Raw genomic sequence first — 22,023 nt, forward strand, 5'->3', positions numbered from 1 at the left:
ATGACTGCCAGGCTCATGCCACTTCACGCTTCCGTCAAGAGTGCGGCAAAGACCGACAAATACCGGCGCCGACGTCCCAAGTGCGCGTCGGCGCCGATCTGTTGCGGCCGGTCGGTTCACCCCACGAGGTTGTCCGCCAGCTCCTCGGAGAGGTTGGCCTCCGTACCGGGGATGCCGAGGTCCTGGGCCCGCTTGTCGGCCATGGCCAGCAGCCGGCGGATACGGCCGGCGACGGCGTCCTTGGTCAGCGGCGGGTCGGCGAGCGCGCCCAGCTCCTCCAGGGAGGCCTGCTTGTGCTCCATGCGCAGGCGTCCGGCGGCGGCGAGGTGCTCGGGGACCTCCTCGCCGAGGATCTCCAGGGCGCGCTGGACCCGGGCACCGGCGGCGACGGCGGCGCGCGCGGAACGGCGGAGGTTGGCGTCGTCGAAGTTGGCGAGGCGGTTCGCCGTGGCGCGGACCTCGCGGCGCATCCTGCGCTCCTCCCAGGCCAGCACGGACTCGTGCGCGCCGAGGCGGGTGAGCAGGGCGCCGATCGCGTCGCCGTCCCGGACCACCACCCGGTCGACGCCCCGGACCTCGCGGGCCTTCGCGGCGATCGACAGCCGGCGGGCGGCGCCGACCAGGGCGAGCGCGGCCTCGGGGCCCGGGCAGGTCACCTCCAGGGAGGACGAACGGCCGGGCTCGGTGAGCGAACCGTGCGCGAGGAAGGCACCGCGCCAGGCGGCCTCGGCGTCACAGGTCGCGCCGGAGACCACCTGCGGGGGCAGGCCGCGGATCGGGCGGCCCCGCCCGTCGACCAGACCGGTCTGGCGGGCCAGCTGGTCACCGCCGGCGACCACCCGTACGACGTAGCGCGAACCGCGGCGCAGCCCGCCCGGCGCCATCACGATCAGCTCGGAGCTGTGGCCGAAGATCTCCAGGATGTCCCGCTTGAGTCTGCGGGCCGCCATCGCGGTGTCCAGCTCCGCCTCGATCACGATGCGCCCGCTGACCAGGTGGAGGCCGCCGGCGAACCGCAGAATGGCGGAGACCTCCGCCTTCCTGCAACAGGTCCGGGTGACGGGGAGCCGGGAGATCTCATCCTTCACCGCTGCCGTCATCGCCATGGGCCGATCCTTCCATGCATCCGAAAAATACGGTCGTACGCGGCGGCGAGGAGCTCCGGGTCGTGCCGGGGCGTCCCGTCAGTCCGGGCCACCGGGGCCAGCTCGACCGCGGCACCGAGCCGCTTGGCCGCCTCGGTGAGCACTTCGCGGTCGGGCACGGCAGCCTCGTCGGCCAGCACCACGTCCAGGGCGAGTTTAGGGGCGTGTCGTCCCAAAACCTCCAAATGACGCTGCGGGGAGAAGCCCTCGGTTTCTCCGGGCTGCGGGGCGAGGTTCAGGGAGAGTACCCGGCGCGCCTTCGTCTCGATGAGCGCGTCCAGCAGTTCGGGCACCAGCAGATGAGGGATGACCGAGGAGAACCAGGACCCCGGGCCGAGCACCACCCAGTCGGCGTCCCGGACGGCGGCGACGGCCTCCGGGACGGCGGGCGGGTCGGACGGCACGACGTGCACCGACTGCACCTCACCGGGGGTGAGGGCGACGTTGGCCTGACCGCGGACGGTATCGACCGCCTCGGGCCGATCCGGGTCGTGCCCCTTGACCAGGGCCTGGAGCTCCAGGGGCACGGCGGACATGGGCAGCACCCGTCCGTGCGCGCCGAGCAGCTTGCCGACCAGGTCGAGGGCCTGGACGTGGTCGCCGAGCTGCTCCCACAGGGCGACGATCAGCAGATTGCCGACCGCGTGGTCGTGCAGGTCGCCCTGGGAGTGGAAGCGGTGCTGGATGACCCGGGCCCAGGTCTGGCCCCAGTCGTCGTCGCCGCACAGCGCGGCCAGCGCCTTGCGCAGATCCCCGGGCGGCAGGACGCCCAGCTCGTCGCGCAGGCGCCCGCTGGAGCCGCCGTCGTCGGCCACGGTGACCACGGCGGTGAGGTCGCCGGTGATCCGGCGCAGCGCGGCGAGCGAGGCGGACAGGCCCATGCCGCCGCCGAGGGCGACGACCTTGGGCTGGGTGCCCCGGCGGCGGGGCCTTGCGCCACGGGCCTCGGCGGGCCGGGAGGCGCGCGACTCGGGCATCGCGCGGCGCAGCCTGCTCAGCCGGGGAGTACGTCCCGTCATTCCCGTCCCATGTCCCGGTGCACGACCACCGTCTCCACGCCCTGGGAGGCAAGGCGCGCCGCGAGCTTCTCGGATGTGGCGACCGAGCGGTGCTTGCCGCCGGTGCAGCCGACCGCGATCGTCACGTACCGCTTGCCCTCACGACGGTATCCGGCCGCGATCAGCTGGAGCAGCTCGGAGTAGCGGTCGATGAACTCCTTCGCGCCGGGCTGGTTGAAGACGTACGCCGACACCTCCTCGTTGAGGCCGGTGTAGGCGCGCAGCTCCGGGACCCAGTGCGGGTTGGGCAGGAAGCGCATGTCCACGACCAGGTCGGCGTCGACCGGGAGGCCGTACTTGAAGCCGAAGGACATGACGGTGGCCCGCAGCTCGGGCTCCTCCTCGCCCGCGAACTGGGCGTCCATCTTGGCCCGCAGCTCGTGCACGTTGAGGCTGGAGGTGTCGATCACCAGGTCGGCGTCCCCGCGCAGCTCGCGCAGCAGCTCGCGCTCGGCGGCGATGCCGTCGACGATCCGGCCGTCGCCCTGCAACGGGTGCGGGCGGCGCACCGACTCGAAGCGGCGCACCAGGGCGTCGTCGGAGGACTCCAGGAAGACGATCCGGCGCGTCACACCCCGGGTGTCGAGGTCGGAGAGGGACTCACGGAGGTTGTCGAAGAAGCGCCGGCCGCGGACGTCGACGACCACCGCGATCCGCGCCACGTTGCCCTGGGACCGGGCGCCGAGCTCCACCATGGTGGGGATCAGCGCGGGCGGGAGGTTGTCGACCACGAACCAGCCGAGGTCCTCCAGACACTTGGCCGCCGTGGAGCGGCCGGCCCCGGACATGCCGGAGATGATCACCAGCTCGGGGATGGCCGCCTCGGGGGCCCCGGCTGTATCGCTACCCGTACTCACCTGTGCTCCGTCTTTCTGGAGTGCGTCCTGCTGGGTGAGATCCTCGCCGGTCTTCTTGTGCGTTTCCTGGGCCTGCTGATCTCGCTCGCCTGTGGGCTGTGTCTCGTGCTCGCTCATCTCTCCTGCCCCCGTCGTTCGTCCGAGGCGCCCGCGGACACGGGCTCCCCTGAGGTCTCCGCCGTCGTTTCGGATTCCTCGTCTTCCATGATCTCTCCAGTCGCCGTGTTCACGGCGGGTGCGGCCGGAGCCGCCGTGGCGAAGGCGGCTGCGACCGTCTCCGCCGTTTTGCGACCTATCCCCGGAACCTCGCAGATCTGGTCGATGGTCGCGGCGCGCAGCTTCTTCACCGAACCGAAATGCTTGATCAGCGCCTGCTTACGGGTCTCACCGAGGCCCGGCACGTCGTCCAGGGGACTCGCCCGGAAGCGCTTGCCCCGCTTGGTCCGCTGGTAGGTGATCGCGAAACGGTGGGCCTCGTCGCGGACGCGCTGGAGAAGGTACAGCCCCTCGCTGGTGCGGGGCAGCACGACCGGGTCGTCGTCGCCGGGCAGCCAGACCTCCTCCAGGCGCTTGGCCAGGCCGCAGACCGCGATGTCGTCGATGCCGAGCTCGTCCAGCGCCCGCCGGGCTGCCGCCACCTGCGGCTGTCCACCGTCTACGACGACGAGCTGGGGCGGGTAGGCGAAGCGCTTGGGGCGGCCGTCCTCGTCCTTGAGGCCGTTGGCGAGAGGGGCGGAGGAGGTGTCGGTGAGGCCGGTGGACGAGGTGCCGCCGACCGGGTCGGACGAGGAGTCCGTGTCGGCTCCGGAGGAGGGCTCGGTGAGGGAACCGCTGGAGTCCGGGCCGGAGGAGTCCGCGAGGGGGTCCTCGCCGTCGGCCCACTCGCCGGTCCGCTCCTTCTCGGCGAGGTAGCGCTTGAAGCGGCGGGTGATCACCTCGTGCATCGAGCGGACGTCGTCCTGGCCTTCGAAGCCCTTGATCTGGAAGCGGCGGTACTCGCTCTTGCGGGCCAGTCCGTCCTCGAAGACGACCATCGAGGCCACCACGTCCTCGCCCTGGAGATGCGAGATGTCGTAGCACTCGATCCTGAGCGGGGCGCTGTCCAGGTCGAGGGCGTCGGCGATCTCCTCCAGCGCGCGCGAGCGGGTGGTCAGGTCGGAGGCGCGCCTGGTCTTGTGCAGGACGAGCGCCTGCTGGGCATTGCGCTCGACGGTCTCCATGAGGGCGCGCTTGTCACCCCGCTGGGGGATGCGCAGCGACACGTTCGAACCGCGGCGGCCCGACAGCCACTCCTGCACGGGGTCCAGCGGGTCGGGCAGGGCCGGGACGAGGACCTCCTTGGGCACCGCGTCCCCGGTCTCCTCGCCGTAGAGCTGCTGCAAGGCGTGCTCGACGAGGGCGCCGGTGGTGATCTCCTCGACCTTGTCGGTGACCCAGCCGCGCTGGCCGCGCACCCTCCCCCCACGGACGTGGAAGATCTGCACGGCCGCCTCCAGCTCGTCCTCGGCGACGGCGATGAGGTCGGCGTCGGTCGCGTCGGCGAGCACGACCGCGTTCTTCTCCATGGCCTTCTTCAGGGCCTCGATGTCGTCGCGCAGTCGGGCGGCCCGCTCGTACTCCATCTCCTCGGCCGCCTCCGTCATCTGCTTCTCCAGGCGGCGCAGATACGTGTTCGTGCGGCCGGTCATGAAGTCGCAGAACTCCTCGGCCAGTTCCCGGTGGTCCTCGGCGGAGACGCGTGCGACGCAGGGGGCGGAGCATTTGCCGATGTAGCCGAGCAGGCAGGGGCGGCCGGTGCGGGAGGCGTTCTTGAACACGCCGGCCGAGCAGGTGCGGACCGGGAAGACACGCAGCAGGAGGTCGACGGTGTCACGGATCGCCCACGCGTGCGCGTACGGCCCGAAGTAGCGAACGCCCTTCTTCTTGTGACCGCGCATCACCTGCACGCGCGGGAACTCCTCGTTCATCGTCACCGCGAGATACGGGTAGCTCTTGTCGTCGCGGTATTTGACGTTGAACCGGGGGTCGTACTCCTTGATCCAGGAGTACTCCAGCTGGAGGGCCTCGACCTCGGTGGACACCACCGTCCACTCGACGGACGCGGCGGTGGTCACCATCGTGCGGGTGCGCGGGTGGAGTCCGGCCAGGTCCTGGAAGTAGTTCGCCAGGCGCTGGCGCAGGCTCTTCGCCTTTCCGACGTAGATCACCCGGCGGTGCTCGTCACGGAACCTGTACACCCCCGGAGAGTCCGGGATCTGTCCCGGCTTGGGGCGGTAGCTGGAGGGGTCGGCCATGTCTCACACCCTACTGGCGCCCGGTGACAGTCCGGCGAGGCTGTGGACAACCACCCGCCATGGTCAGCGGGACTCCGGGCAGGGCGGGGACCTCGCGCTCGCGGGCGCTGGGGTGGGGCGAGGGTCGTGGCGAGCGTGGGTCGTGGACCGGCGAGGGGGCGCCGTTCGAGCCGCCCCTGAGGAGACGGTCGAGCGTCTCATCGGGCCTGTCGACGGCCGGGCCCGCTCAGGTCACCGACCGGACTCACGCGGACCCGCACAGTGAGGTGAGCGGGTCCTCCGGGCCGCCTGTGCTGTCACACGGCCGGGAGCAGCGCGTGTCGGCGGCGGCAGCCCCGAGGTCAGGAGGCGATGTCTCCGACAAACGCCGGACAGGGTGCCGGCACGCCCCCGCACCGGGGACGGGGTCCAGGGGACGAATGGCACGACTTGAATCGGACGCATCGCGAGTCGGCCAGGAGTGCGTGGCGGTTGGGCATCAGGTGTTGTCGGGACTTGGTCAACACGCTTCAATGCGGGGGAACTCGGGGACTGAACGGCGGCGTACGGATGTGAAGACTCCCCACCGCGCCGACGGGGTGGCCTCGATCACTCGCGTGAACGGTCTGACCAGCCGTTGTGAACACCACAGAAAGGCCCCTCCATGCCGCACGCCACACAGCACGCGGACATCGCCGCCGTCGCCTCCGCGGAACTGGACACGGCTCTGCGAGGCGGCCCCTTCCATGTCGCGCTGCGCGCCGCGATAGCCGCGCGGGGGCTCCCGCTTCAGCGTGTGCAGCACCATCTGTCCCGTCGCGGTGTGAAGGTGGGCGTCACCAGCCTGAGCTACTGGCAACAGGGGGCCCGCCGCCCGCAGCGCCCCGAGTCACTGCGGGCGGTACGGGCGTTGGAGGAGATCCTTCAACTGCCGGAGGAGTCGCTGATCCGGCTGCTCTCCGAGGCCGACGACCACTCCTCTCTCCAGCAGCCCGCTGCCCGCTCCTACCGCTCTTTGATGGAGGCCTCGGGCGTGCTGGAGCGGCTGCTCGCCGAACTGAACTGCCCCGTAGACAGCGGACTGCACACCCTGGGCCATCACGAGCAGGTACGCATAGGTACGCGACGCGAACTCGCGGGCCGGGAGTCGCATCACATCGTGCGCGCCCACAGGGACGGTGTGGACCGCTTCGTGGCCGTCCATCACGGCGACCCGGGATGCGCCCCTGACCGCATGACGGTGCACGCCCTGGAGAACTGCCGTACCGGACGGGTGCGTTGGCACCACGACACCGGCATCCTCGTCGCCGAGTTGCTCTTCGGCACCCGCCTGCGGGCCGGTGACACCTATCTCTTCCGCTACGGCGTCGAGGACGGCACGGCCGACGTGTCCCGCGAGTACGCCCGTGGCTTCCATTTCGCGGGTGGCCAGTACGCCCTCCAGGTCCGCTTCGCCGAGAACGCTCTGCCGGCCCGCTGCCACCGCTTCGCCCAGCACTCGGCAGCCGCACCCCGCAGTGGCCGCCAGGGCCTGCTCCTCAGCGGGCCGCATCGCTCCGTCCACCTGGTCGAGCCCCGGGTGCGGACGGGGATCGTCGGCATCGGATGGGAGTGGGAATGAGCCGCGCCACCGATTCGGGGCGTGCCCGGCGGGACTGAGCGGCGCCTTCTGCTTGCGGCATGCCATCGCCTGGACTGAGCGCTGCCTTCTGCTTGCGGCATGCCATTGCCTCCGCTTGGCCTTTGGTGGTTCGGCCCGGCAGGGTCTTGCACCGTTCCTGGGTGGTCCGGCACGTAATCGCTTGCGTAAGCGTTTACGTGTGGCTCCGAATGGGATACGTTCCCCGCCAGAAGCAGCCCGGCGGCCCAGGGGAAGGGCGCCGCGCAGGGAGGGGATCTCGATGGCGACCATGGCCGACGTCGCGCGGAGCGCCGGCGTGTCCGTGGCGACCGTCTCCCATGTGCTGAACGGGACCCGTCCCGTGCTCCCCCACACCCGCCAGGCGGTGCTGGATGCCATGGATCAGCTCGGCTACACGCCCAACACCCTGGCCCGTTCCCTGGTGACCTCGCGCACCCGCTCCATCGGGCTCGCGGTGTCGGCGATCAGCAACCCGTACTTCACGGAGATACTCCAGGGCGTCGAGGCCGCCGCCCTGGAACACGGCTACAGCTTGCTCATCGCCGACCCCCACGACGACCCGGCGCATGAACGCAAGGTCGCCCAGCTCCTGCACGAGCGCCGCGTGGACGGCGTGATCGTGGCGCCCTCCGCCGACCCCGGGGAACTGCTGGCCTACCTCGGGCGCCACAAGGTGCCGACCGTCCTTCTCGACCGCGTGGTCGACGCCTCGGCGGACGGCTCGACGCGCTTCGACCAGGTCTGCGCCGACGGTGTCGCACCCATGGCCCAATTGGTCACCCACCTCGCCGACCTCGGACACCGACGGATCGGCCTGGTCGCCGGGCTGCCCGGACTCAGCACCACCGACGAGCGGATCACCGGATACCGGGACGCCCTGACGGCCACCGGGCTCGCCTACGACGGACGCCTCGTCGTACACGGCGACTCCGAGTCGGCCGGCGCCGAACGGGCCACCACCGCGCTGCTGTCGCTCGCCTCGCCGCCCACCGCACTCGTCACCGCCAACAACGCGATGACCATGGGTGCCTTGCGCAGCCTGCGCGATCACGGCCTGTCCGTGCCCGAGGACATCGCGCTGTGCTGCTTCGACGACTTCGCCTGGGCCGACCTGTTCTCGCCCCGGCTCACCGCGATCGCCCAGCCCAGCAGGGACCTCGGCGGACAGGCCGTGCGCGTGCTCCTGGACCGGCTCGCCTCGCCGGACCGGCCCGTGCGGACCGTGCGACTCGCGTGCACGTTCGTGCATCGCACCTCGTGCGGCTGCGCGGAGCCCCCGAAACGGCCGGGGAGGTCCGCCACGTGGACGGCACCCACGGTGTCCGAGAAACCCGAGGGCACCGCTGAGCCCCTGACATCCGACAGCCCCGAAGAGTCCCTGACGTCCGTGAAAGGAACCGTCTCGTGATCGTCGTCGCCGGTGAGGCCCTGATCGACCTGGTACCGCAGGGCACAGGCGCCCTCGCGAGCCTGAAGCCGGCGCTCGGCGGCGGCCCCTTCAACACCGCCGTGGCCCTCGGCCGCCTCGGCTCCCCCACCGCCTTCTGTTCCCGGACCTCCTCCGACGCGTTCGGCGAGGCCCTGCTCGACGGGTTGCGGGAGGCCGGGGTGGATGTGTCGGCCGTGCAGCGTGGCCTGGAGCCGACCACGCTCGCGGTCGCCACCATCGACGAGAAGGGCTCGGCCGCCTACTCCTTCTACGTCGAGGGCACCGCCGACCGGCTCTTCACCGCGCCCGCGGAGCTGCCCGCCGCGACCCGAGCGGTCTCTTTCGGCACCTGTTCGCTCGTCCTGGAACCGGGGGCGAGCGCCTATGAGGAGCTGATGCGGAGCGCGGCCGCGCGAGGGATCTTCACCGCGCTGGACCCGAACATCAGGGCCGGCCTCATCCCCGACCCGGACGGCTACCGGGCCAGGTTCAAGAGCTGGCTGCCGTCGGTGTCGCTGCTCAAGCTGTCGGAGGAGGACGCGCTGTGGCTGGGCGGCACGCCGACCGAGTGGCTGGCCGCGGGACCTGCGGCCGTCGTGATCACTCAGGGCGGTGAGGGTCTGACCGCCTTCACACGGGACGGCGGGGTGCACTCCGTGCCGGGCGAAGAGGTCGACGTCGTGGACACGATCGGTGCGGGCGACACCGTGAACGCGGCCCTGCTGCACGGCTTGGCCGCCCAGGACGCCCTGTCCGCCGAGGCGCTCGTGGGACTCGGCGCCGACGGCTGGACACGGCTGCTGCGGTTCGCGGCGCGGGCTGCCGCGATCACCTGCTCGCGGGCGGGAGCAGAACCGCCGTACGCCTCCGAACTGGGGGACTTCTAGGAGGCGTTCCGGGGGCCGTTCTCTTCTTCGATCCGCTGTTGAGGAGTCAAGGTCCGTCATGGCCGCCTGGATCGGGCGGCTGATCATGCAACGGGCGGCGCCCCGCGGGGAGTTCCCGCGGGGCGCCGCACTTTTTCGCAATGTGTCAGGACTCGTGGCCCGCCTGCCTCAGGCCTTGCGGGCCCTCGTCGTCTTCTTCGCCGGCGTGGCCTTCTTCGCGGCGGCCGCCTTCTTGGTCGCTCCGGCGGTCTTGTCGGTGGCCTTGTTGTTGACCGCCCTCGTGGTCTTGGCCGTCGCGGTCTTCTTCGCCGCCGACCCTGCCGCAACCGTCTTCTTGGCGGCCGCCTTGCGCGGGGCCTTCACCGAGGCCGCGTCGCTGATCCGGTCGGCGCCGAGGACCTCGCGCAGGAACTTGCCGGTGTGGCTGGTCGGAACCGCGGCAACGGCCTCGGGCGTGCCCTCGGCGATGACGAGGCCACCGCCGGCGCCGCCCTCGGGGCCCATGTCCACGACCCAGTCGGCGGTCTTGATCACATCGAGGTTGTGCTCGATGACGATGACCGTGTTGCCCTTGTCCACCAGACCGGCCAGGACCTTCAGCAGCTTGCTGATGTCCTCGAAGTGCAGACCGGTCGTCGGCTCGTCCAGGACGTAGACCGTGCGGCCGGTGGAGCGCTTCTGAAGCTCGCTGGCGAGCTTGACCCGCTGGGCCTCACCACCGGACAGGGTGGTCGCGGCCTGGCCTAGCCGGACGTAGCCGAGACCGACGTCGTTCAGCGTCTTGAGGTGTCGGTTGATCGCCGGGACGGCCTCGAAGAAGTCCATGGCCTCTTCGATCGGCATGTTCAGGACCTCGGAGATGGACTTGCCCTTGTAGTGGACCTCCAGGGTCTCCCGGTTGTACCGGGCGCCGTGGCAGACCTCGCACGGGACGTACACGTCCGGGAGGAAGTTCATCTCGATCTTGATGGTGCCGTCGCCCGCGCAGTTCTCGCAGCGGCCGCCCTTGACGTTGAAGGAGAAGCGGCCGGGCTGGTAGCCACGGACCTTCGCCTCGGTGGTCTCGGCGAACAGCCTGCGGATGTGGTCGAAGACGCCGGTGTACGTCGCCGGGTTCGAGCGCGGGGTGCGGCCGATGGGCGACTGGTCGACGTGTACGACCTTGTCGACGAGGTCGTCGCCGTCCACGCGCGTGTGGCGCCCGGGGACGTTGCGCGCGCCGTTGAGCTCGCGGGCCAGGTGTGTGTACAGGATGTCGTTGACCAGCGTCGACTTGCCGGAGCCGGATACGCCCGTGACCGCCGTGAACACGCCCAGCGGGAACGAGACGTCGATGTCCTGGAGGTTGTTCTCACGGGCGCCGTGCACCGTGAGCTGCCGGGACGGGTCGCGCGGGCGCCGGATGTCGGGCAGCGGGATCGCCTTCTTGCCGGCGAGGTACAGACCGGTCTGTGACTCGGCGTTGGCGAGCAGTTCCTTCAGGGAGCCGCTGTGCACGACCTTGCCGCCGTGCTCACCGGCGCCGGGGCCGATGTCGACGATCCAGTCGGCCGTCTTGATGGTGTCCTCGTCGTGCTCCACGACGATGAGCGTGTTGCCCATGTCGCGCAGCCGGACGAGCGTCTCGATCAGCCGGTGGTTGTCGCGCTGGTGCAGGCCGATGGACGGCTCGTCGAGGACGTACAGCACGCCGACGAGTCCGGAGCCGATCTGGGTGGCCAGGCGGATGCGCTGGGCCTCGCCGCCGGAGAGGGTGCCGGCCGCGCGGTTGAGCGAGAGGTAGTCCAGGCCGACGTCGACCAGGAACCGCAGCCGCTCGTTGACCTCCTTCAGCACGCGCTCGGCGATCTTCTTGTCGCGGGCGTTCAGCTTCAGCTCGCCCAGGAACTCCGCGCAGTCGCTGATCGACATCGCGGAGACCTCGGCGATCGACTTCTCCATGACCGTCACCGCGAGGACGATCGGCTTCAGGCGCGTGCCCTCACAGGTGGGGCAGGGCACTTCGCGCATGTAGCCCTCGAAGCGCTCGCGGCTGGCGTCGCTCTCGGCCTCGCTGTGCCGGCGCTTGACGAAGGGGACGGCCCCTTCGAAGGGCGTCGTGTACACACGCTCGCGCCCGTAGCGGTTGCGGTAGCGGACCTCGATCTGCGTCTTGTGGCCGTACAGCAGAGCCTTCTTGGCACGCTGCGGCAGGCCCGCGAAGGGGATGTCGGTCCGGAAGCCGAGCGCGTCCGCGAGGGCGCCGATCAGTCGGCCGAAGTAGTCCTTGGTGTGGCCGTGCGACCAGGGGTGGATGGCGCCCTCGTCGAGGGACTTGTCCTCGTCCGGGACGATCAGCTCGGGGTCGACCTCCATGCGCGTGCCGATGCCGGTGCACTCGGGGCAGGCGCCGAAGGGCGAGTTGAAGGAGAAGGAGCGCGGCTCCAGCTCCTCGAAGGAGAGGTCGTCGTACGGGCAGTACAGGTGCTCCGAGTACATGCGCTCGCGCTCGGGGTCGTCGTCGGGAAGGTCGACGAAGTCGAGCACGACCATGCCGCCGGACAGGCCGAGGGCGGTCTCCACCGAGTCGGTCAGGCGGCGCTTGGCGGAGTCCTTCACCGTGAGGCGGTCGACGACCACCTCGATGGTGTGCTTCTCCTGCTTCTTCAGCGTGGGCGGGCTGGACAGCTGGATCGTCTCGCCGTCCACCCGCGCGCGCGAGTAGCCCTTGGTCTGGAGGTCGGCGAAGAGGTCGACGAACTCGCCCTTGCGCTCGCGGACCAGCGGCGACAGGACCTGGAAGCGACTCCCCTCCGGCAGCTCCAGGACCTTGTCGACGATGGCCTGCGGCGACTGGCGGGAGATCGGGCGACCGCACTGGGGGCAGTGGGGCTTGCCGATGCGGGCGAAGAGCAGCCGCAGGTAGTCGTAGACCTCGGTGATGGTGCCGACCGTCGAGCGCGGGTTGCGCGAGGTCGACTTCTGGTCGATGGAGACCGCCGGCGACAGGCCCTCGATGAAGTCGACGTCCGGCTTGTCCATCTGACCGAGGAACTGCCGAGCGTACGACGACAGCGACTCCACGTAGCGCCGCTGTCCCTCGGCGAAGATGGTGTCGAAGGCCAGCGAGGACTTACCCGACCCCGACAGGCCCGTGAAGACGATGAGCGAGTCGCGCGGCAGGTCGAGCGAGACATTCTTCAGGTTGTGCTCGCGCGCGCCACGGACGATGAGACGGTCGGCCACGCCGGTCCGCACCTTTCTTGAGAGAAGTGACAGGGGGGCGAGGCCCCCCGTGTGTTCTCGGACTAGGCCCCCGTGTTTTCAGACTAGGGGGAGCCACTGACAACGCCGGTCGGATTCCCGGTTGTGACAACAATCCCGGGCCTTCCAGCATGCCCGACGCCACGACCGACCCTATAGCACGCGCATTCGATTTACGGCACCCGTTCACCACCTTCACCCAAAGGTGTGGCCGGGCTAGTGTCAGCACCATGATTGATCACGCTCGTGACCTGGTGTCTGTACGTGAAGCGACCGACCGACTGCTCATCGCAGCGGCCAAACTGGACAACGCCGCTGTGACCGAGCCGTCACGGCTTCCCGGCTGGAGCCGCGGCCATGTCCTCGCACACCTCGCCCGCAACGCGGACGCTCTGGTGAACGTCCTCCAAGGGCGCCCCATGTATGTCTCCGGCACCGCCCGGGACGCGGACATCGAGCGGGACGCCCCCCGTCCCCTCGACGTCCAGCTCGCCGACGTGCGCGAGAGCGGCGGGCGCTTCCAGGACGCGGGGGCCGCGCCCGCCGACTGGACACGCACCGTGGAGCTGCGCAACGGCGTCACCGACGCCGCTGCCCGGGTGCCCTTCCGGCGGTGGGTCGAGGTCGAGCTGCACCATGTCGATCTCGGCATCGGGTACGAGCTGGAGGACCTTCCCGCGGAATTCGTGGAACGAGAGATCGACTTCCTCGCGAACCGGTTCACCGGACACCCCGACGTACCGCCGACCCGCGTCACGGACGGCACGCGCGCGTGGAGCACGGGGCGGGAGGCGGACGCTGCGGAGATCACCGTTCGCGGCACGGCACCCGACCTGCTCGGCTGGCTCGCCGGGCGCCGCGACGGATCCGGCTTGACCGCCGAGGGGGGCACGCTGCCGTCGCTTCCCCCGCTGTAGCACCTGGGCGGTACCCGGGCCTCGGAAGCGCACGGTGCCTGGGCTGCTCGTAGGCCCATGGCGCCTGTACGGCCCAGGTACCGCTCTGCCGCTATAGGCTGCCGCCATGACGTACAGCGGACAGGTGACGGTCGGTGGCCCCGCCGACGTGCACGAGCTCAAGGACCTGATGATCACCAAGATCGCGGTCGGCCCGATGGACAACAACGCCTATCTGCTGCGCTGCCGGGCCACGGACGAGCAACTGCTGATCGACGCCGCCAATGACGCGGACACCCTGCTCGGCATGATCGGTGACGACGGCATCGCGTCCGTCGTCACCACGCACCAGCACGGGGACCATTGGCAGGCGCTCGCCGCGGTCGTCGATGGCACCGGCGCGCGCACCTACGCCGGCCGGGACGACGCCGACGGCATCCCGGTGCCGACCGACGTCCTGGTCGACGACGGCGACACCATCCGGGTGGGGCGCGTGGAACTCACCGCTCGCCACCTGGTCGGCCACACGCCGGGCTCGATCGCCCTGGTCTACGACGACCCGCACGGACATCCTCATGTGTTCACCGGGGACTGCCTCTTCCCGGGTGGGGTGGGCAACACCCGCAAGGATCCGAAGGCGTTCGCCAGCCTGATCCACGACGTCGAGACCAAGATCTTCGACATGCTGCCGGACGAGACCTGGGTCTACCCCGGACACGGCAACGACACGTCGCTGGGCGCCGAGCGTCCGCATCTGCCGGAGTGGCACGCGCGAGGCTGGTGAACCACGGGCCGACCCCGCTGAGCGGAGCCGGGGCGCGTGGTCGATGGCCTCGCGCCCCGCGCACGCGCCCCGTGTGAATCGTTCACACGCGCTGGTACCGCACACGCGCTCCCGGCGCGCGTCGTTGCGCGGTCAACTGGAAGCAGCCCCGCACAGGATGACGGCTCCTGAGCGGAAAGGGCCGCCGGTCCCAATCCCCGCCCTCGACCGGCGGCCCCGGCGATCTGCCGAGGGTCGCGTTCAGAGTGCCCCGTTCACAGGGCCGCAACACCCGTTCCCACTATGCGGACTTTCACCGTCGCGATCTCGACAAGGGCGAGGACGCGCTGCCAATCTCGCGCCATGCACCCTGCCCCCCGCACCCCGCGCCGCGCCGCCGCATTCGCGATCACCACCCTGCTGGCCACCGCTCTCGGTTGCGCCCCGCAGCCGGACGGGAAGGCCGCCGACGCGCCCTCGGGCCCGGCCGCGAAGACCTGCGTCAAGGGCGAGTTGGCCACCGAGTCCGCCGGAAAACTGACCATCGCCACCGACGAGCCGGCCTACGAACCGTGGTTCAAGGACGGCAAGCCCGCGAACGGCGAGGGCTTCGAGTCGGCGGTCGCGTACGCGGTGGCGGAGCGACTGGGCTACGACAGGGCCGCCGTCGTCTGGCAGAGCGTCCCGTTCAACAAGGCCTTCGCGCCCGGCGAGAAGACCTTCGACTTCGACATCAACCAGGTGTCGATCAGCGACGAGCGCAAGAAGGCCGTGGACTTCTCGTCCGGCTACTACGACGTCCGTCAGGCCGTCATCGCCCTGAAGGACAACAAGGCCGCCAAGGCGAAGAGCGTCGCCGACCTGAAGGACCTCAAGCTGGGCGCACAGGTCGGCACCACCAGCCTCGACTACATCGACGAGGTGGTGAAGCCGACCCAGCAGGCCGCCGCGTACGCCAAGAACGACCAGGCCAAGTCCGCGCTGAAGAACGGTCAGGTCGATGCCGTCGTGGTCGATCTGCCGACCGCCTTCTACATCACCGCGGCCGAGGTGACGGACGCGACGATCGTCGGCCAGTTCGAGAACCAGGGCGGTACGCCTGAGCAGTTCGGCCTCGTGCTCGACAAGGGAAGCGCGCTCACCTCGTGCGTGACCGATGCGGTGGACGCCCTGCGCGAGGACGGCACCCTGGACAAGCTCGAACAGCAGTGGCTGTCCGACGCCGTTGACGCCCCGGTGCTCAAGTGACGGTCACGAAGGAGGAGTCCGGCCAGGAGGGCGCGGACGACGACGGCACGTCCGGCGCGGGCGACGACTACGTCCCCTCGCGACGACGTCTCGACCGCGAGCGCTACAAGCGGGCCCGCGCCCGCCGCGCCACGGCCGTCGCCGCGCTCTCCACCCTGGTCTCCGGACTCGTCCTCTATCTGGTCGTGGTCAACGCACCGGGCTGGCCGCGCACCAAGGAGACGTTCTTCGACTGGGGCTACGCGCGCGAGGCGTTCCCCAAGGTCCTCGAAGGCCTCTGGCTCAACGTCCGGCTGCTGCTCATATGCGGGGCTGCCGTACTGGTCCTGGGCATGCTCATCGCCGTCGCCCGGACGCTGCGCGGCCCGGTGTTCTTCCCGCTACGGGCGCTGGCGGCCGCGTACACGGACTTCTTCCGGGGCCTTCCGCTCATCATCAACCTCATGATCGTCGTCCTCGGCGTGCCCGCGCTGCGCCTTCAGGGCGTGACCGTCGATCCGGTGCTGCTGGGCGGTACGGCGCTCACGCTGACGTATTCGGCGTATGTGGCCGAGGTGTTCCGCGCCGGCATCGAGTCCGTCCACCCCTCGCAGCGCGCCGCGGCCCGCTCCCTCGGCCTCACCAACCGGCAGGCACTGCGCCATGTCGTGCTGCCCCAGGCCGTACGTCGTCAGGTGCCACCGCTGCTGAACGACCTGGTGTCGCTTCAGAAGGACACCGGCCTCGTGTCGATCGGCGGCGCGGTGGACGCCGTACGGGCGGCCGACATCATCGTGGGTCGCAGCCTCAACTACACGCCGTACATCGTCGCGGGCCTGGTCTTCGTGGCGCTCACCATTCCGATGACCCGCCTCACGGACTGGGTGACGGCCCGGATGGACCGCCGACGCGCCCAAGGAGGAACCCTGTGAGCGACGCATCTGCCGGCGCCGCACCCGTGCTGCGGATGGAGTCCGTCCGCAAGACCTTCGGCGACTCTGTCGTACTCCGGGACATCGACCTGGAGGTCGCCCCGCACACGGTGACAGCGCTGATCGGTGCCTCCGGCTCCGGCAAGTCCACCCTGCTCAGGTGCGCCAACCTGCTGGAGGAGATCGACGACGGAGCCATCTGGCTGGACGGCGAGGAGATCACCGATCCGCGCGTCGACCAGGATGCCGTACGCCGCCGTATCGGCGTGGTGTTCCAGGCGTACAACCTGTTCCCGCACATGACGGTCCTGGAGAACATCACCCTCGCCCCGCGCCGGGTGCACGGACTGTCCCGTGCGGAGGCCGAGGCACGCGCGCGTGAGCTGCTGGAGCGGCTCGGGCTCGACGGCAAGACGGGCGAGTACCCGGACCGGCTGAGCGGGGGCCAGCAGCAGCGGGTCGCGATCGTCCGCGCCCTGGCCGTACGTCCCCGGCTGCTGCTGTTGGACGAGATCACCGCCGCCCTCGATCCGGAGCTCGTGGGTGAAGTCCTCGCCGTGGTGCGCGACTTGAAGGCCGACGGAATGACGATGGTGCTGGCGACGCACGAGATGGGGTTCGCCAGGGACGTCGCCGACCAGGTTTGTTTTCTGGACGGAGGCGTGGTGCTGGAGCGTGGCACGGCCGAGCAGATCTTCGGCGATCCGCAGCAGGACCGTACGCAGCGCTTCCTGCGGCGCATCGTGGAGGCCGGACGGCTGTAATGACCGCCCACCTGGGCGAGCGGTCCTTACACCTCCGTCCTGTCCGTGTACGTCAGGTGTCCGCCTGCCCCGCCCCCACCAGCGCCGCGACCCGCTCCACCCCGAACACGTACCCCTGCACACCGCACCCCGCGATGACCCCGTCGGCGCGCAGCGAGACGTAGGAGTGGTGCCGGAAGGACTCGCGCTTGTGGATGTTGGAGATGTGGACCTCCAACACAGGCAGCCCATCACAGGTGTTGAGCGCATCCAGGATGGCCACGGAGGTGTGCGAGTAGGCGCCGGGGTTGATCACGATCCCGCAGTGGTTCAGCCGTGCCTCGTGGATCCAGTCGACCAGTTCGCCCTCGTGATTGGACTGCCGGAGGTCGATCGTTCCACCGTGCGCGGCCGCCGCCTTGGCGCACATGGCCTCGACATCGGCGAGCGTCTCGGAGCCGTAGATCTCCGGCTGGCGCTGGCCGAGCAGGTTCAGGTTGGGGCCGTTGAGGATCATGATCGGGGCGTTGGCCAGGGTGCGGGGCACGGTTCCTCCGGTCCGTTCGAGGTGCGGCGGTCCGTCGATGACCGCTGCTCAGACCCGGTTTATCACGGGGCACCGGCCGCGCCGCGCCCCATTCCCCTTGACGCCCCTACGATTTGGGGGCGGTCGCCTGGAGATCGTCGGCTTGCTGCACACCGACCCCCAACTCGTGATCCCCTACGACGGTCTGGTCCACGTCGACGGCCGCGCCCGGCGCATCGCCGTCATGTACGGACCGAGCTCCAGCGCGCCCGTACGCCCCCGTAACTAGCGATCACTGTGGGTAGTTGACGCAGCATGCACGATGTACGCACAGTAAAGACACCCCCTTCCATGCTGCGGCTCTCGACCGCCTCGCTCGCCGGGACGGCCATCGAGTTCTACGACTTCTTCGTCTACGGGACCGCGGCGGCGCTGGTTCTGGGGCCACTGTTCTTCCCGACGTTCTCGCCGGTGGCGGGAACCCTGGCCGCCTTCGCCACGTTCGGGGTGGGATTCGTGGCACGGCCCCTGGGCTCGGTGCTGTTCGGGCACATCGGGGACCGGCACGGACGCCGGCCGGTGCTCGTCGCCTCACTGCTGCTGACCGGGGCCTCCACGGTCGCGGTCGGCTGCGTACCGACGTACGGGACGATCGGTGTGGCGGCTCCCCTGCTGCTGCTCGTGCTGCGCTTCCTCCAGGGGCTCGGACTCGGCGGCGAGTGGGGCGGGGCCGTGCTGCTGACCGTGGAGCACGCGCCGGCCGGGCGGCGCGGACTGTGGTCGAGCTTTCCGCAGGTCGGGCCCGCTCTGGGCTTTCTGCTCGCCAACGGTGTCGTGCTGGGGCTGTCGGCGACGCTGTCCGACGCGCAGTTCGCCGCCTGGGGCTGGCGGGTGCCGTTCTGGGCGGCGGGTGTGCTGGCAGCGGTGGGACTGTGGCTGCGGTCGTCGCTCACCGAAAGTCCCCGGTTCCTCGAACTCGACGACCACGCGCGCGTGCCGCTCGCCGAGGTCGTACGCGACCACTGGCGGCTCGTACTCCTGACCGCGGGGGCCCTGTCGGTCGGATACGCGATCTTCTACACCGTGACGACCTGGTCCCTTGCCTACGCCACGGAACGGCTGGGCGTGAGTCGCGGTGTCATGCTGACGTGCATCATGGGCGCGGTGGTCGTCAAGGGCTCGCTCACCCCGCTGGTGGCGATCCTCGGTGATCGTTATGGGCGGCGTCCGCTGTGCCTGATCGGGTGCACTGCGTCGGCGCTGTGGATGTTCCCGTTGGTCGCGCTGCTCGCCACGGGCGAGCCGCTGCTGATGTTCCTGGGCTTCCTCGGGGCGATGATCGCCTTCATCACGATGTTCGCCGTGATCGCCGCGTATCTGCCGGAGCTGTACGAGCCCCGGGTGCGGTGCACGGGCGCCGCCGTGGGCTACAACCTCGGGGGTGTCCTCGGCGGCGCGCTGACGCCGATCGTGGCGACCGCACTCGTCGAGCAGGGCGGCCGGGTGCCCTGGGGCGTGGGGGCCTATCTGACGGGAGTCGCACTGCTCTCCCTGGCGTGCTTCGTGCTGCTGCCGGAGACCCGTCCGGTGCCGGCCACCGCGGCGCAGCCCGCCACCGGGTGACGGGCTCCGCAACGACAGCGGCGGGGGCAGCGGCTACGGATTGATCGCGAGCTCCAGATACGCCGCGAACAGCACGAGGTGGACGCCGCCCTGGAGCGGCGTCGCCCGACCCGGCACGACCGTCAGCGAGCTCACCACCACCGTGAGGGCGAGCAGCACCATGTGGGTGGCGCCGAGGCCGAGGACGAGCGGCCCCGAGAGCCAGAGGGAGGCCAGGGCGACCGCCGGGATGGTCAGTCCGATGCTGGCCATCGCCGAGCCGAGCGCGAGATTCAGACTGGTCTGCACTCGGTCACGGCGGGCGGAACGCAGCGCGGCGATCGTCTCGGGGAGCAGCACCAGCAGGGCGATGATCACACCGACGACGGCATGAGGGAGGTCGGCGGCCGCCACTCCGGACTCGATGGTGGGCGACACCCCCTTGGCGAGGCCGACCACGCCGATCAGGGCCAGGCCCAGCAGCCCCAGGCTCAACAGCGCCGTGCGGGCGGAGGGCGCGTCGGCGTGGTCGTCCCCCGTGATGACTTCGCCCTGCCGGGTGATGGGGAGGAAGTAGTCACGGTGCCGCACGGTCTGGGTCGTCACGAAGAGGCCGTACAGGATCAGCGAGGAGATCGCGGCGAACGTCAGCTGCACGCTGGAGAACTCCGGGCCGGGCTTGCTCGTGGTGAACGTCGGCAGCACCAGGCTGAGCGTGGCCAGGGTGGCGACGGTCGCGAGGGCGGCACCGGTGCCCTCCGGGTTGAAGACCGCCGTGCGGTGCCGCAGCGAGGCGACCAGCAGAGACAGGCCGACAATGCCGTTGCAGGTGATCATGACGGCCGCGAAGACCGTGTCCCGGGCGAGGGTGGAGCTCTTGTCCCCGCCGTCGGCCATCAGGGTCACGATCAGGGCGACCTCGATGATCGTGACGGCGACGGCGAGGACGAGGGAGCCGAAGGGTTCGCCCACGCGGTGCGCGACCACTTCGGCGTGGTGTACGGCGGCCAGGACGGCACCCGCGAGAACCAGCGTCACCACCGCGACGAGCGCGCCGGGCAGGTCCCGTCCCCAGGTGAAGGCCAGCAGGACGACCGCGAGCATCGGCGCGAGGTACGTCCACCCTGTCGTGAGCGACCTGAGCCGATCGATCATGGAGCGATCGTCGCAGAGGGGTCGGGGGTTCGCACTCCGGTCCGTGGGCTTTTCGGGATGGTGGTCAGGCGGCCCCGCGCCCTCGGGATGCGGGGCCCCTGCACGTCGTATGTCGCTACGCGAGATCGGTCATCTCCTGTACGTCACAGTCCGTGAAAGACGGCGGCCGGGTGCACAGCGCGGCCATCTGCTCCGCGAACTTGGTCGTCTCGGGGTCGTCGCTGTTGCGCATGGCGTCCTCGTAGGAGTCGAACTCGATCACCACGAGGTAGCGGTTCGGCTGGCCCCGGTCCTTGAGGACGAATCGGCGCGTGGGGCCGCCGTTGCTGCCCGCCAGGCGCTGTTCCGACTCGCGGGCCAGCTCTCGCATCTCTTCGATGCGCTCGGTCTCGAAGTCGATGATCTGCATGAACTTCATGGGTGCGTCCACAGGTGCCTCCACCCCGGCCGTGGTGTCCCCGGCCGGGGACACCCAGCACCCAACGAAGCACCGGGAGCGGTGCTCGGCAATTCGCCGGGCACCACTCCTGGTGGTGGTTCTTCCTACGTCCGACGTGGTCAGACGTCGATGCTGTCCTTCGGAGCGCTTTCGCTCCCCTCCTGCGCCGCCTGCTTCTTGGAGGCCCTCAGGCTGGTGATCGTGGTGACGATCAGGACCGAGCAGATGACACCGAGCGAGACCGGGATGCTGATCTCGGGGACATGGACCCCGGACTCGTGCATCGCGTGCAGCACCAGCTTCACGCCGATGAAGCCGAGGATGATCGACAGGCCGTAGCTGAGGTGGACCAGCTTCTTCAGCAGACCGCCGATCAGGAAGTACAGCTGCCTGAGACCCATCAGCGCGAAGGCGTTGGCCGTGAACACGATGTACGGGTCCTGCGTCAGGCCGAAGATCGCCGGGATGGAGTCCAGGGCGAAGAGCACGTCGGTGGTGCCGATCGCCAGCATCACGACCAGCATCGGGGTCATGACCCGCTTGCCGTTCTCCTGGATCCACAGCTTGGTGCCGTGGTAGCGGTCGGCGACACCGAACCTGCGCTCGGCGGCCTTGAGCAGCTTGTTCTCCTCGTACTCCTCGTCGTCCTCGTCGGCGCGGGCCTCCTGGATGAGCTTCCAGGCGGTCCAGATCAGGAAGGCGCCGAAGATGTAGAACACCCACGAGAAGCTGGCGATGATCGCGGCGCCCGCGGCGATGAAGATGGCCCGCAGCACCAGGGCGATGAGGACACCGACCAGCAGCACCCGCTGCTGGTACTGGGACGGCACCGCGAACTTCGCCATGATCAGAACGAAGACGAAGAGGTTGTCCACGCTCAGCGATTTCTCGGTGATGAAGCCCGCGAAGAACTCGCCGCCGGCCTGTCCGCCGCCGAAGATCACCAGGCCGAGCCCGAAAAGGCCCGCCAGGGCGATCCAGACGATCGTCCAGATTCCGGCTTCCTTGATCGAGACGTCATGCGGCTTGCGGCCGATGAAGAAATCGACCGCGATCAGGGCGGCAAGGCCCACGATGGTCAGGACCCATAGGGTCGTGGAAACTTCCACTGCGCCTCCGGCAGTCGTAACGGCAAATGTCAGCGTCGTCGCGCGCCGGAGGTCTCTTCCACCCATGATGGGCCGACGCCCCGGGATCTGGCCGGAT

Annotated in this window: 19 protein-coding genes; 10 read left to right on the top strand and 9 right to left on the bottom strand. The window is 69.8% G+C overall.

Annotation, left to right across the window (positions count from 1 at the left end):
* Window positions 1-116: 116 nt before the first annotated feature.
* Genes whiA through uvrC form a run of 4 tightly spaced genes read right to left on the bottom strand, consistent with a single transcriptional unit; the run spans window position 117 to window position 5,354 of the window.
* Entirely contained in the window at window positions 117-1,106 is a 990-nt protein-coding gene (whiA, locus tag ACIQWG_RS07025; RefSeq protein WP_062719176.1) for a DNA-binding protein WhiA, read from the bottom strand.
* Complete coding sequence (yvcK, locus tag ACIQWG_RS07030; protein WP_404091368.1) at window positions 1,097-2,164, bottom strand: uridine diphosphate-N-acetylglucosamine-binding protein YvcK; 1,068 nt, start codon at window positions 2,162-2,164, stop codon at window positions 1,097-1,099. Before yvcK ends, whiA begins: the two co-directional genes overlap by 10 nt.
* The gene (gene rapZ, locus ACIQWG_RS07035; protein WP_404091371.1) at window positions 2,161-3,177 is read right to left on the bottom strand and encodes an RNase adapter RapZ; all 1,017 of its coding nucleotides are present in this window, start codon (window positions 3,175-3,177) and stop codon (window positions 2,161-2,163) included. Before rapZ ends, yvcK begins: the two co-directional genes overlap by 4 nt.
* Window positions 3,174-5,354 (bottom strand): excinuclease ABC subunit UvrC, encoded by a 2,181-nt coding sequence (uvrC, locus tag ACIQWG_RS07040; RefSeq protein WP_404091373.1) that lies wholly within the window; start codon window positions 5,352-5,354, stop codon window positions 3,174-3,176. Before uvrC ends, rapZ begins: the two co-directional genes overlap by 4 nt.
* A gap of 643 nt (window positions 5,355-5,997) precedes the next feature.
* On the opposite strand from uvrC, the gene ACIQWG_RS07045 reads away from it, so the two are divergent.
* The 3 genes from ACIQWG_RS07045 (at window position 5,998) to ACIQWG_RS07055 (ending at window position 9,291) form a co-directional block, all read left to right on the top strand.
* Window positions 5,998-6,954: a hypothetical protein gene (locus ACIQWG_RS07045; protein WP_404091375.1), complete on the top strand. Its 957-nt coding sequence runs from the start codon at window positions 5,998-6,000 to the stop codon at window positions 6,952-6,954.
* A gap of 280 nt (window positions 6,955-7,234) precedes the next feature.
* Window positions 7,235-8,383, top strand: a complete 1,149-nt coding sequence (locus ACIQWG_RS07050; RefSeq protein WP_404091378.1) for a LacI family DNA-binding transcriptional regulator — start codon at window positions 7,235-7,237, stop codon at window positions 8,381-8,383.
* Window positions 8,380-9,291 carry a carbohydrate kinase gene (locus tag ACIQWG_RS07055; RefSeq protein ID WP_404091381.1) on the top strand — a complete coding sequence of 304 codons (912 nt, stop codon included), beginning with the start codon at window positions 8,380-8,382 and terminating at the stop codon, window positions 9,289-9,291. The genes ACIQWG_RS07050 and ACIQWG_RS07055 overlap by 4 nt, the downstream gene beginning before the upstream one ends.
* A gap of 168 nt (window positions 9,292-9,459) precedes the next feature.
* Here the strand turns inward: ACIQWG_RS07055 and uvrA are convergent, their stop codons facing one another.
* Complete coding sequence (gene uvrA, locus ACIQWG_RS07060) at window positions 9,460-12,516, bottom strand: excinuclease ABC subunit UvrA (protein ID WP_404091384.1); 3,057 nt, start codon at window positions 12,514-12,516, stop codon at window positions 9,460-9,462.
* 248 nt (window positions 12,517-12,764) lie between these two features.
* Between uvrA and ACIQWG_RS07065 the strand changes: the two genes are divergently transcribed.
* The 5 genes from ACIQWG_RS07065 to ACIQWG_RS07085 all read left to right on the top strand — a co-directional run bounded on the left by ACIQWG_RS07065 (window position 12,765) and on the right by ACIQWG_RS07085 (window position 17,116).
* Window positions 12,765-13,451 (top strand): maleylpyruvate isomerase family mycothiol-dependent enzyme, encoded by a 687-nt coding sequence (locus ACIQWG_RS07065; protein ID WP_404091387.1) that lies wholly within the window; start codon window positions 12,765-12,767, stop codon window positions 13,449-13,451.
* A gap of 106 nt (window positions 13,452-13,557) precedes the next feature.
* The gene (locus ACIQWG_RS07070) at window positions 13,558-14,214 is read left to right on the top strand and encodes an MBL fold metallo-hydrolase (RefSeq protein WP_404091390.1); all 657 of its coding nucleotides are present in this window, start codon (window positions 13,558-13,560) and stop codon (window positions 14,212-14,214) included.
* A gap of 342 nt (window positions 14,215-14,556) precedes the next feature.
* Window positions 14,557-15,441, top strand: a complete 885-nt coding sequence (locus ACIQWG_RS07075) for an ABC transporter substrate-binding protein (protein ID WP_404091392.1) — start codon at window positions 14,557-14,559, stop codon at window positions 15,439-15,441.
* A complete protein-coding gene (locus tag ACIQWG_RS07080; protein ID WP_404091394.1) occupies window positions 15,438-16,352 on the top strand; it encodes an amino acid ABC transporter permease in 915 nt (304 codons plus the stop codon). Before ACIQWG_RS07075 ends, ACIQWG_RS07080 begins: the two co-directional genes overlap by 4 nt.
* 35 nt (window positions 16,353-16,387) lie before the next feature.
* Window positions 16,388-17,116: an amino acid ABC transporter ATP-binding protein gene (locus ACIQWG_RS07085; RefSeq protein ID WP_404093475.1), complete on the top strand. Its 729-nt coding sequence runs from the start codon at window positions 16,388-16,390 to the stop codon at window positions 17,114-17,116.
* 52 nt (window positions 17,117-17,168) lie between these two features.
* Here the strand turns inward: ACIQWG_RS07085 and aroQ are convergent, their stop codons facing one another.
* Complete coding sequence (gene aroQ, locus ACIQWG_RS07090; protein WP_404091396.1) at window positions 17,169-17,642, bottom strand: type II 3-dehydroquinate dehydratase; 474 nt, start codon at window positions 17,640-17,642, stop codon at window positions 17,169-17,171.
* A gap of 142 nt (window positions 17,643-17,784) precedes the next feature.
* Here aroQ and ACIQWG_RS07095 point away from each other — a divergent pair, with 142 nt between their 5' ends.
* Both ACIQWG_RS07095 and ACIQWG_RS07100 read left to right on the top strand, forming a co-directional pair.
* Complete coding sequence (locus ACIQWG_RS07095) at window positions 17,785-17,910, top strand: hypothetical protein (protein ID WP_404091398.1); 126 nt, start codon at window positions 17,785-17,787, stop codon at window positions 17,908-17,910.
* 62 nt (window positions 17,911-17,972) lie between these two features.
* On the top strand, window positions 17,973-19,244 hold the full coding sequence (locus ACIQWG_RS07100) for an MFS transporter (protein WP_404091401.1): 1,272 nt from the start codon (window positions 17,973-17,975) through the stop codon (window positions 19,242-19,244).
* A gap of 33 nt (window positions 19,245-19,277) precedes the next feature.
* Here the strand turns inward: ACIQWG_RS07100 and ACIQWG_RS07105 are convergent, their stop codons facing one another.
* The 3 genes from ACIQWG_RS07105 to ACIQWG_RS07115 form a co-directional block, all read right to left on the bottom strand.
* Window positions 19,278-20,378, bottom strand: a complete 1,101-nt coding sequence (locus tag ACIQWG_RS07105) for a calcium:proton antiporter (protein WP_404091403.1) — start codon at window positions 20,376-20,378, stop codon at window positions 19,278-19,280.
* 115 nt (window positions 20,379-20,493) lie between these two features.
* On the bottom strand, window positions 20,494-20,796 hold the full coding sequence (locus ACIQWG_RS07110) for a hypothetical protein (protein ID WP_404093476.1): 303 nt from the start codon (window positions 20,794-20,796) through the stop codon (window positions 20,494-20,496).
* Window positions 20,797-20,936: 140 nt separating this feature from the next.
* The gene (locus ACIQWG_RS07115; protein WP_404091406.1) at window positions 20,937-21,926 is read right to left on the bottom strand and encodes a TerC family protein; all 990 of its coding nucleotides are present in this window, start codon (window positions 21,924-21,926) and stop codon (window positions 20,937-20,939) included.
* Window positions 21,927-22,023 lie beyond the last annotated feature (97 nt).

The sequence above is a fragment of the Streptomyces sp. NPDC098781 genome (assembly GCF_044759995.1).
Lineage (GTDB): Bacteria > Actinomycetota > Actinomycetes > Streptomycetales > Streptomycetaceae > Streptomyces.

Coding starts and splice junctions, on each gene's coding strand:
- ACIQWG_RS07065 (WP_404091387.1), top strand. CDS start 12,765: ATGATTGATCACGCTCGTGACCTGGTGTCTGTACGTGAAGCGACCGAC.
- ACIQWG_RS07105 (WP_404091403.1), bottom strand. CDS start 20,378: ATGATCGATCGGCTCAGGTCGCTCACGACAGGGTGGACGTACCTCGCG.
- ACIQWG_RS07075 (WP_404091392.1), top strand. CDS start 14,557: ATGCACCCTGCCCCCCGCACCCCGCGCCGCGCCGCCGCATTCGCGATC.
- ACIQWG_RS07045 (WP_404091375.1), top strand. CDS start 5,998: ATGCCGCACGCCACACAGCACGCGGACATCGCCGCCGTCGCCTCCGCG.
- ACIQWG_RS07085 (WP_404093475.1), top strand. CDS start 16,388: ATGGAGTCCGTCCGCAAGACCTTCGGCGACTCTGTCGTACTCCGGGAC.
- uvrC (WP_404091373.1), bottom strand. CDS start 5,354: ATGGCCGACCCCTCCAGCTACCGCCCCAAGCCGGGACAGATCCCGGAC.
- rapZ (WP_404091371.1), bottom strand. CDS start 3,177: ATGAGCGAGCACGAGACACAGCCCACAGGCGAGCGAGATCAGCAGGCC.
- ACIQWG_RS07050 (WP_404091378.1), top strand. CDS start 7,235: ATGGCGACCATGGCCGACGTCGCGCGGAGCGCCGGCGTGTCCGTGGCG.
- ACIQWG_RS07070 (WP_404091390.1), top strand. CDS start 13,558: ATGACGTACAGCGGACAGGTGACGGTCGGTGGCCCCGCCGACGTGCAC.
- ACIQWG_RS07100 (WP_404091401.1), top strand. CDS start 17,973: ATGCTGCGGCTCTCGACCGCCTCGCTCGCCGGGACGGCCATCGAGTTC.
- yvcK (WP_404091368.1), bottom strand. CDS start 2,164: ATGACGGGACGTACTCCCCGGCTGAGCAGGCTGCGCCGCGCGATGCCC.
- whiA (WP_062719176.1), bottom strand. CDS start 1,106: ATGGCGATGACGGCAGCGGTGAAGGATGAGATCTCCCGGCTCCCCGTC.
- ACIQWG_RS07110 (WP_404093476.1), bottom strand. CDS start 20,796: ATGAAGTTCATGCAGATCATCGACTTCGAGACCGAGCGCATCGAAGAG.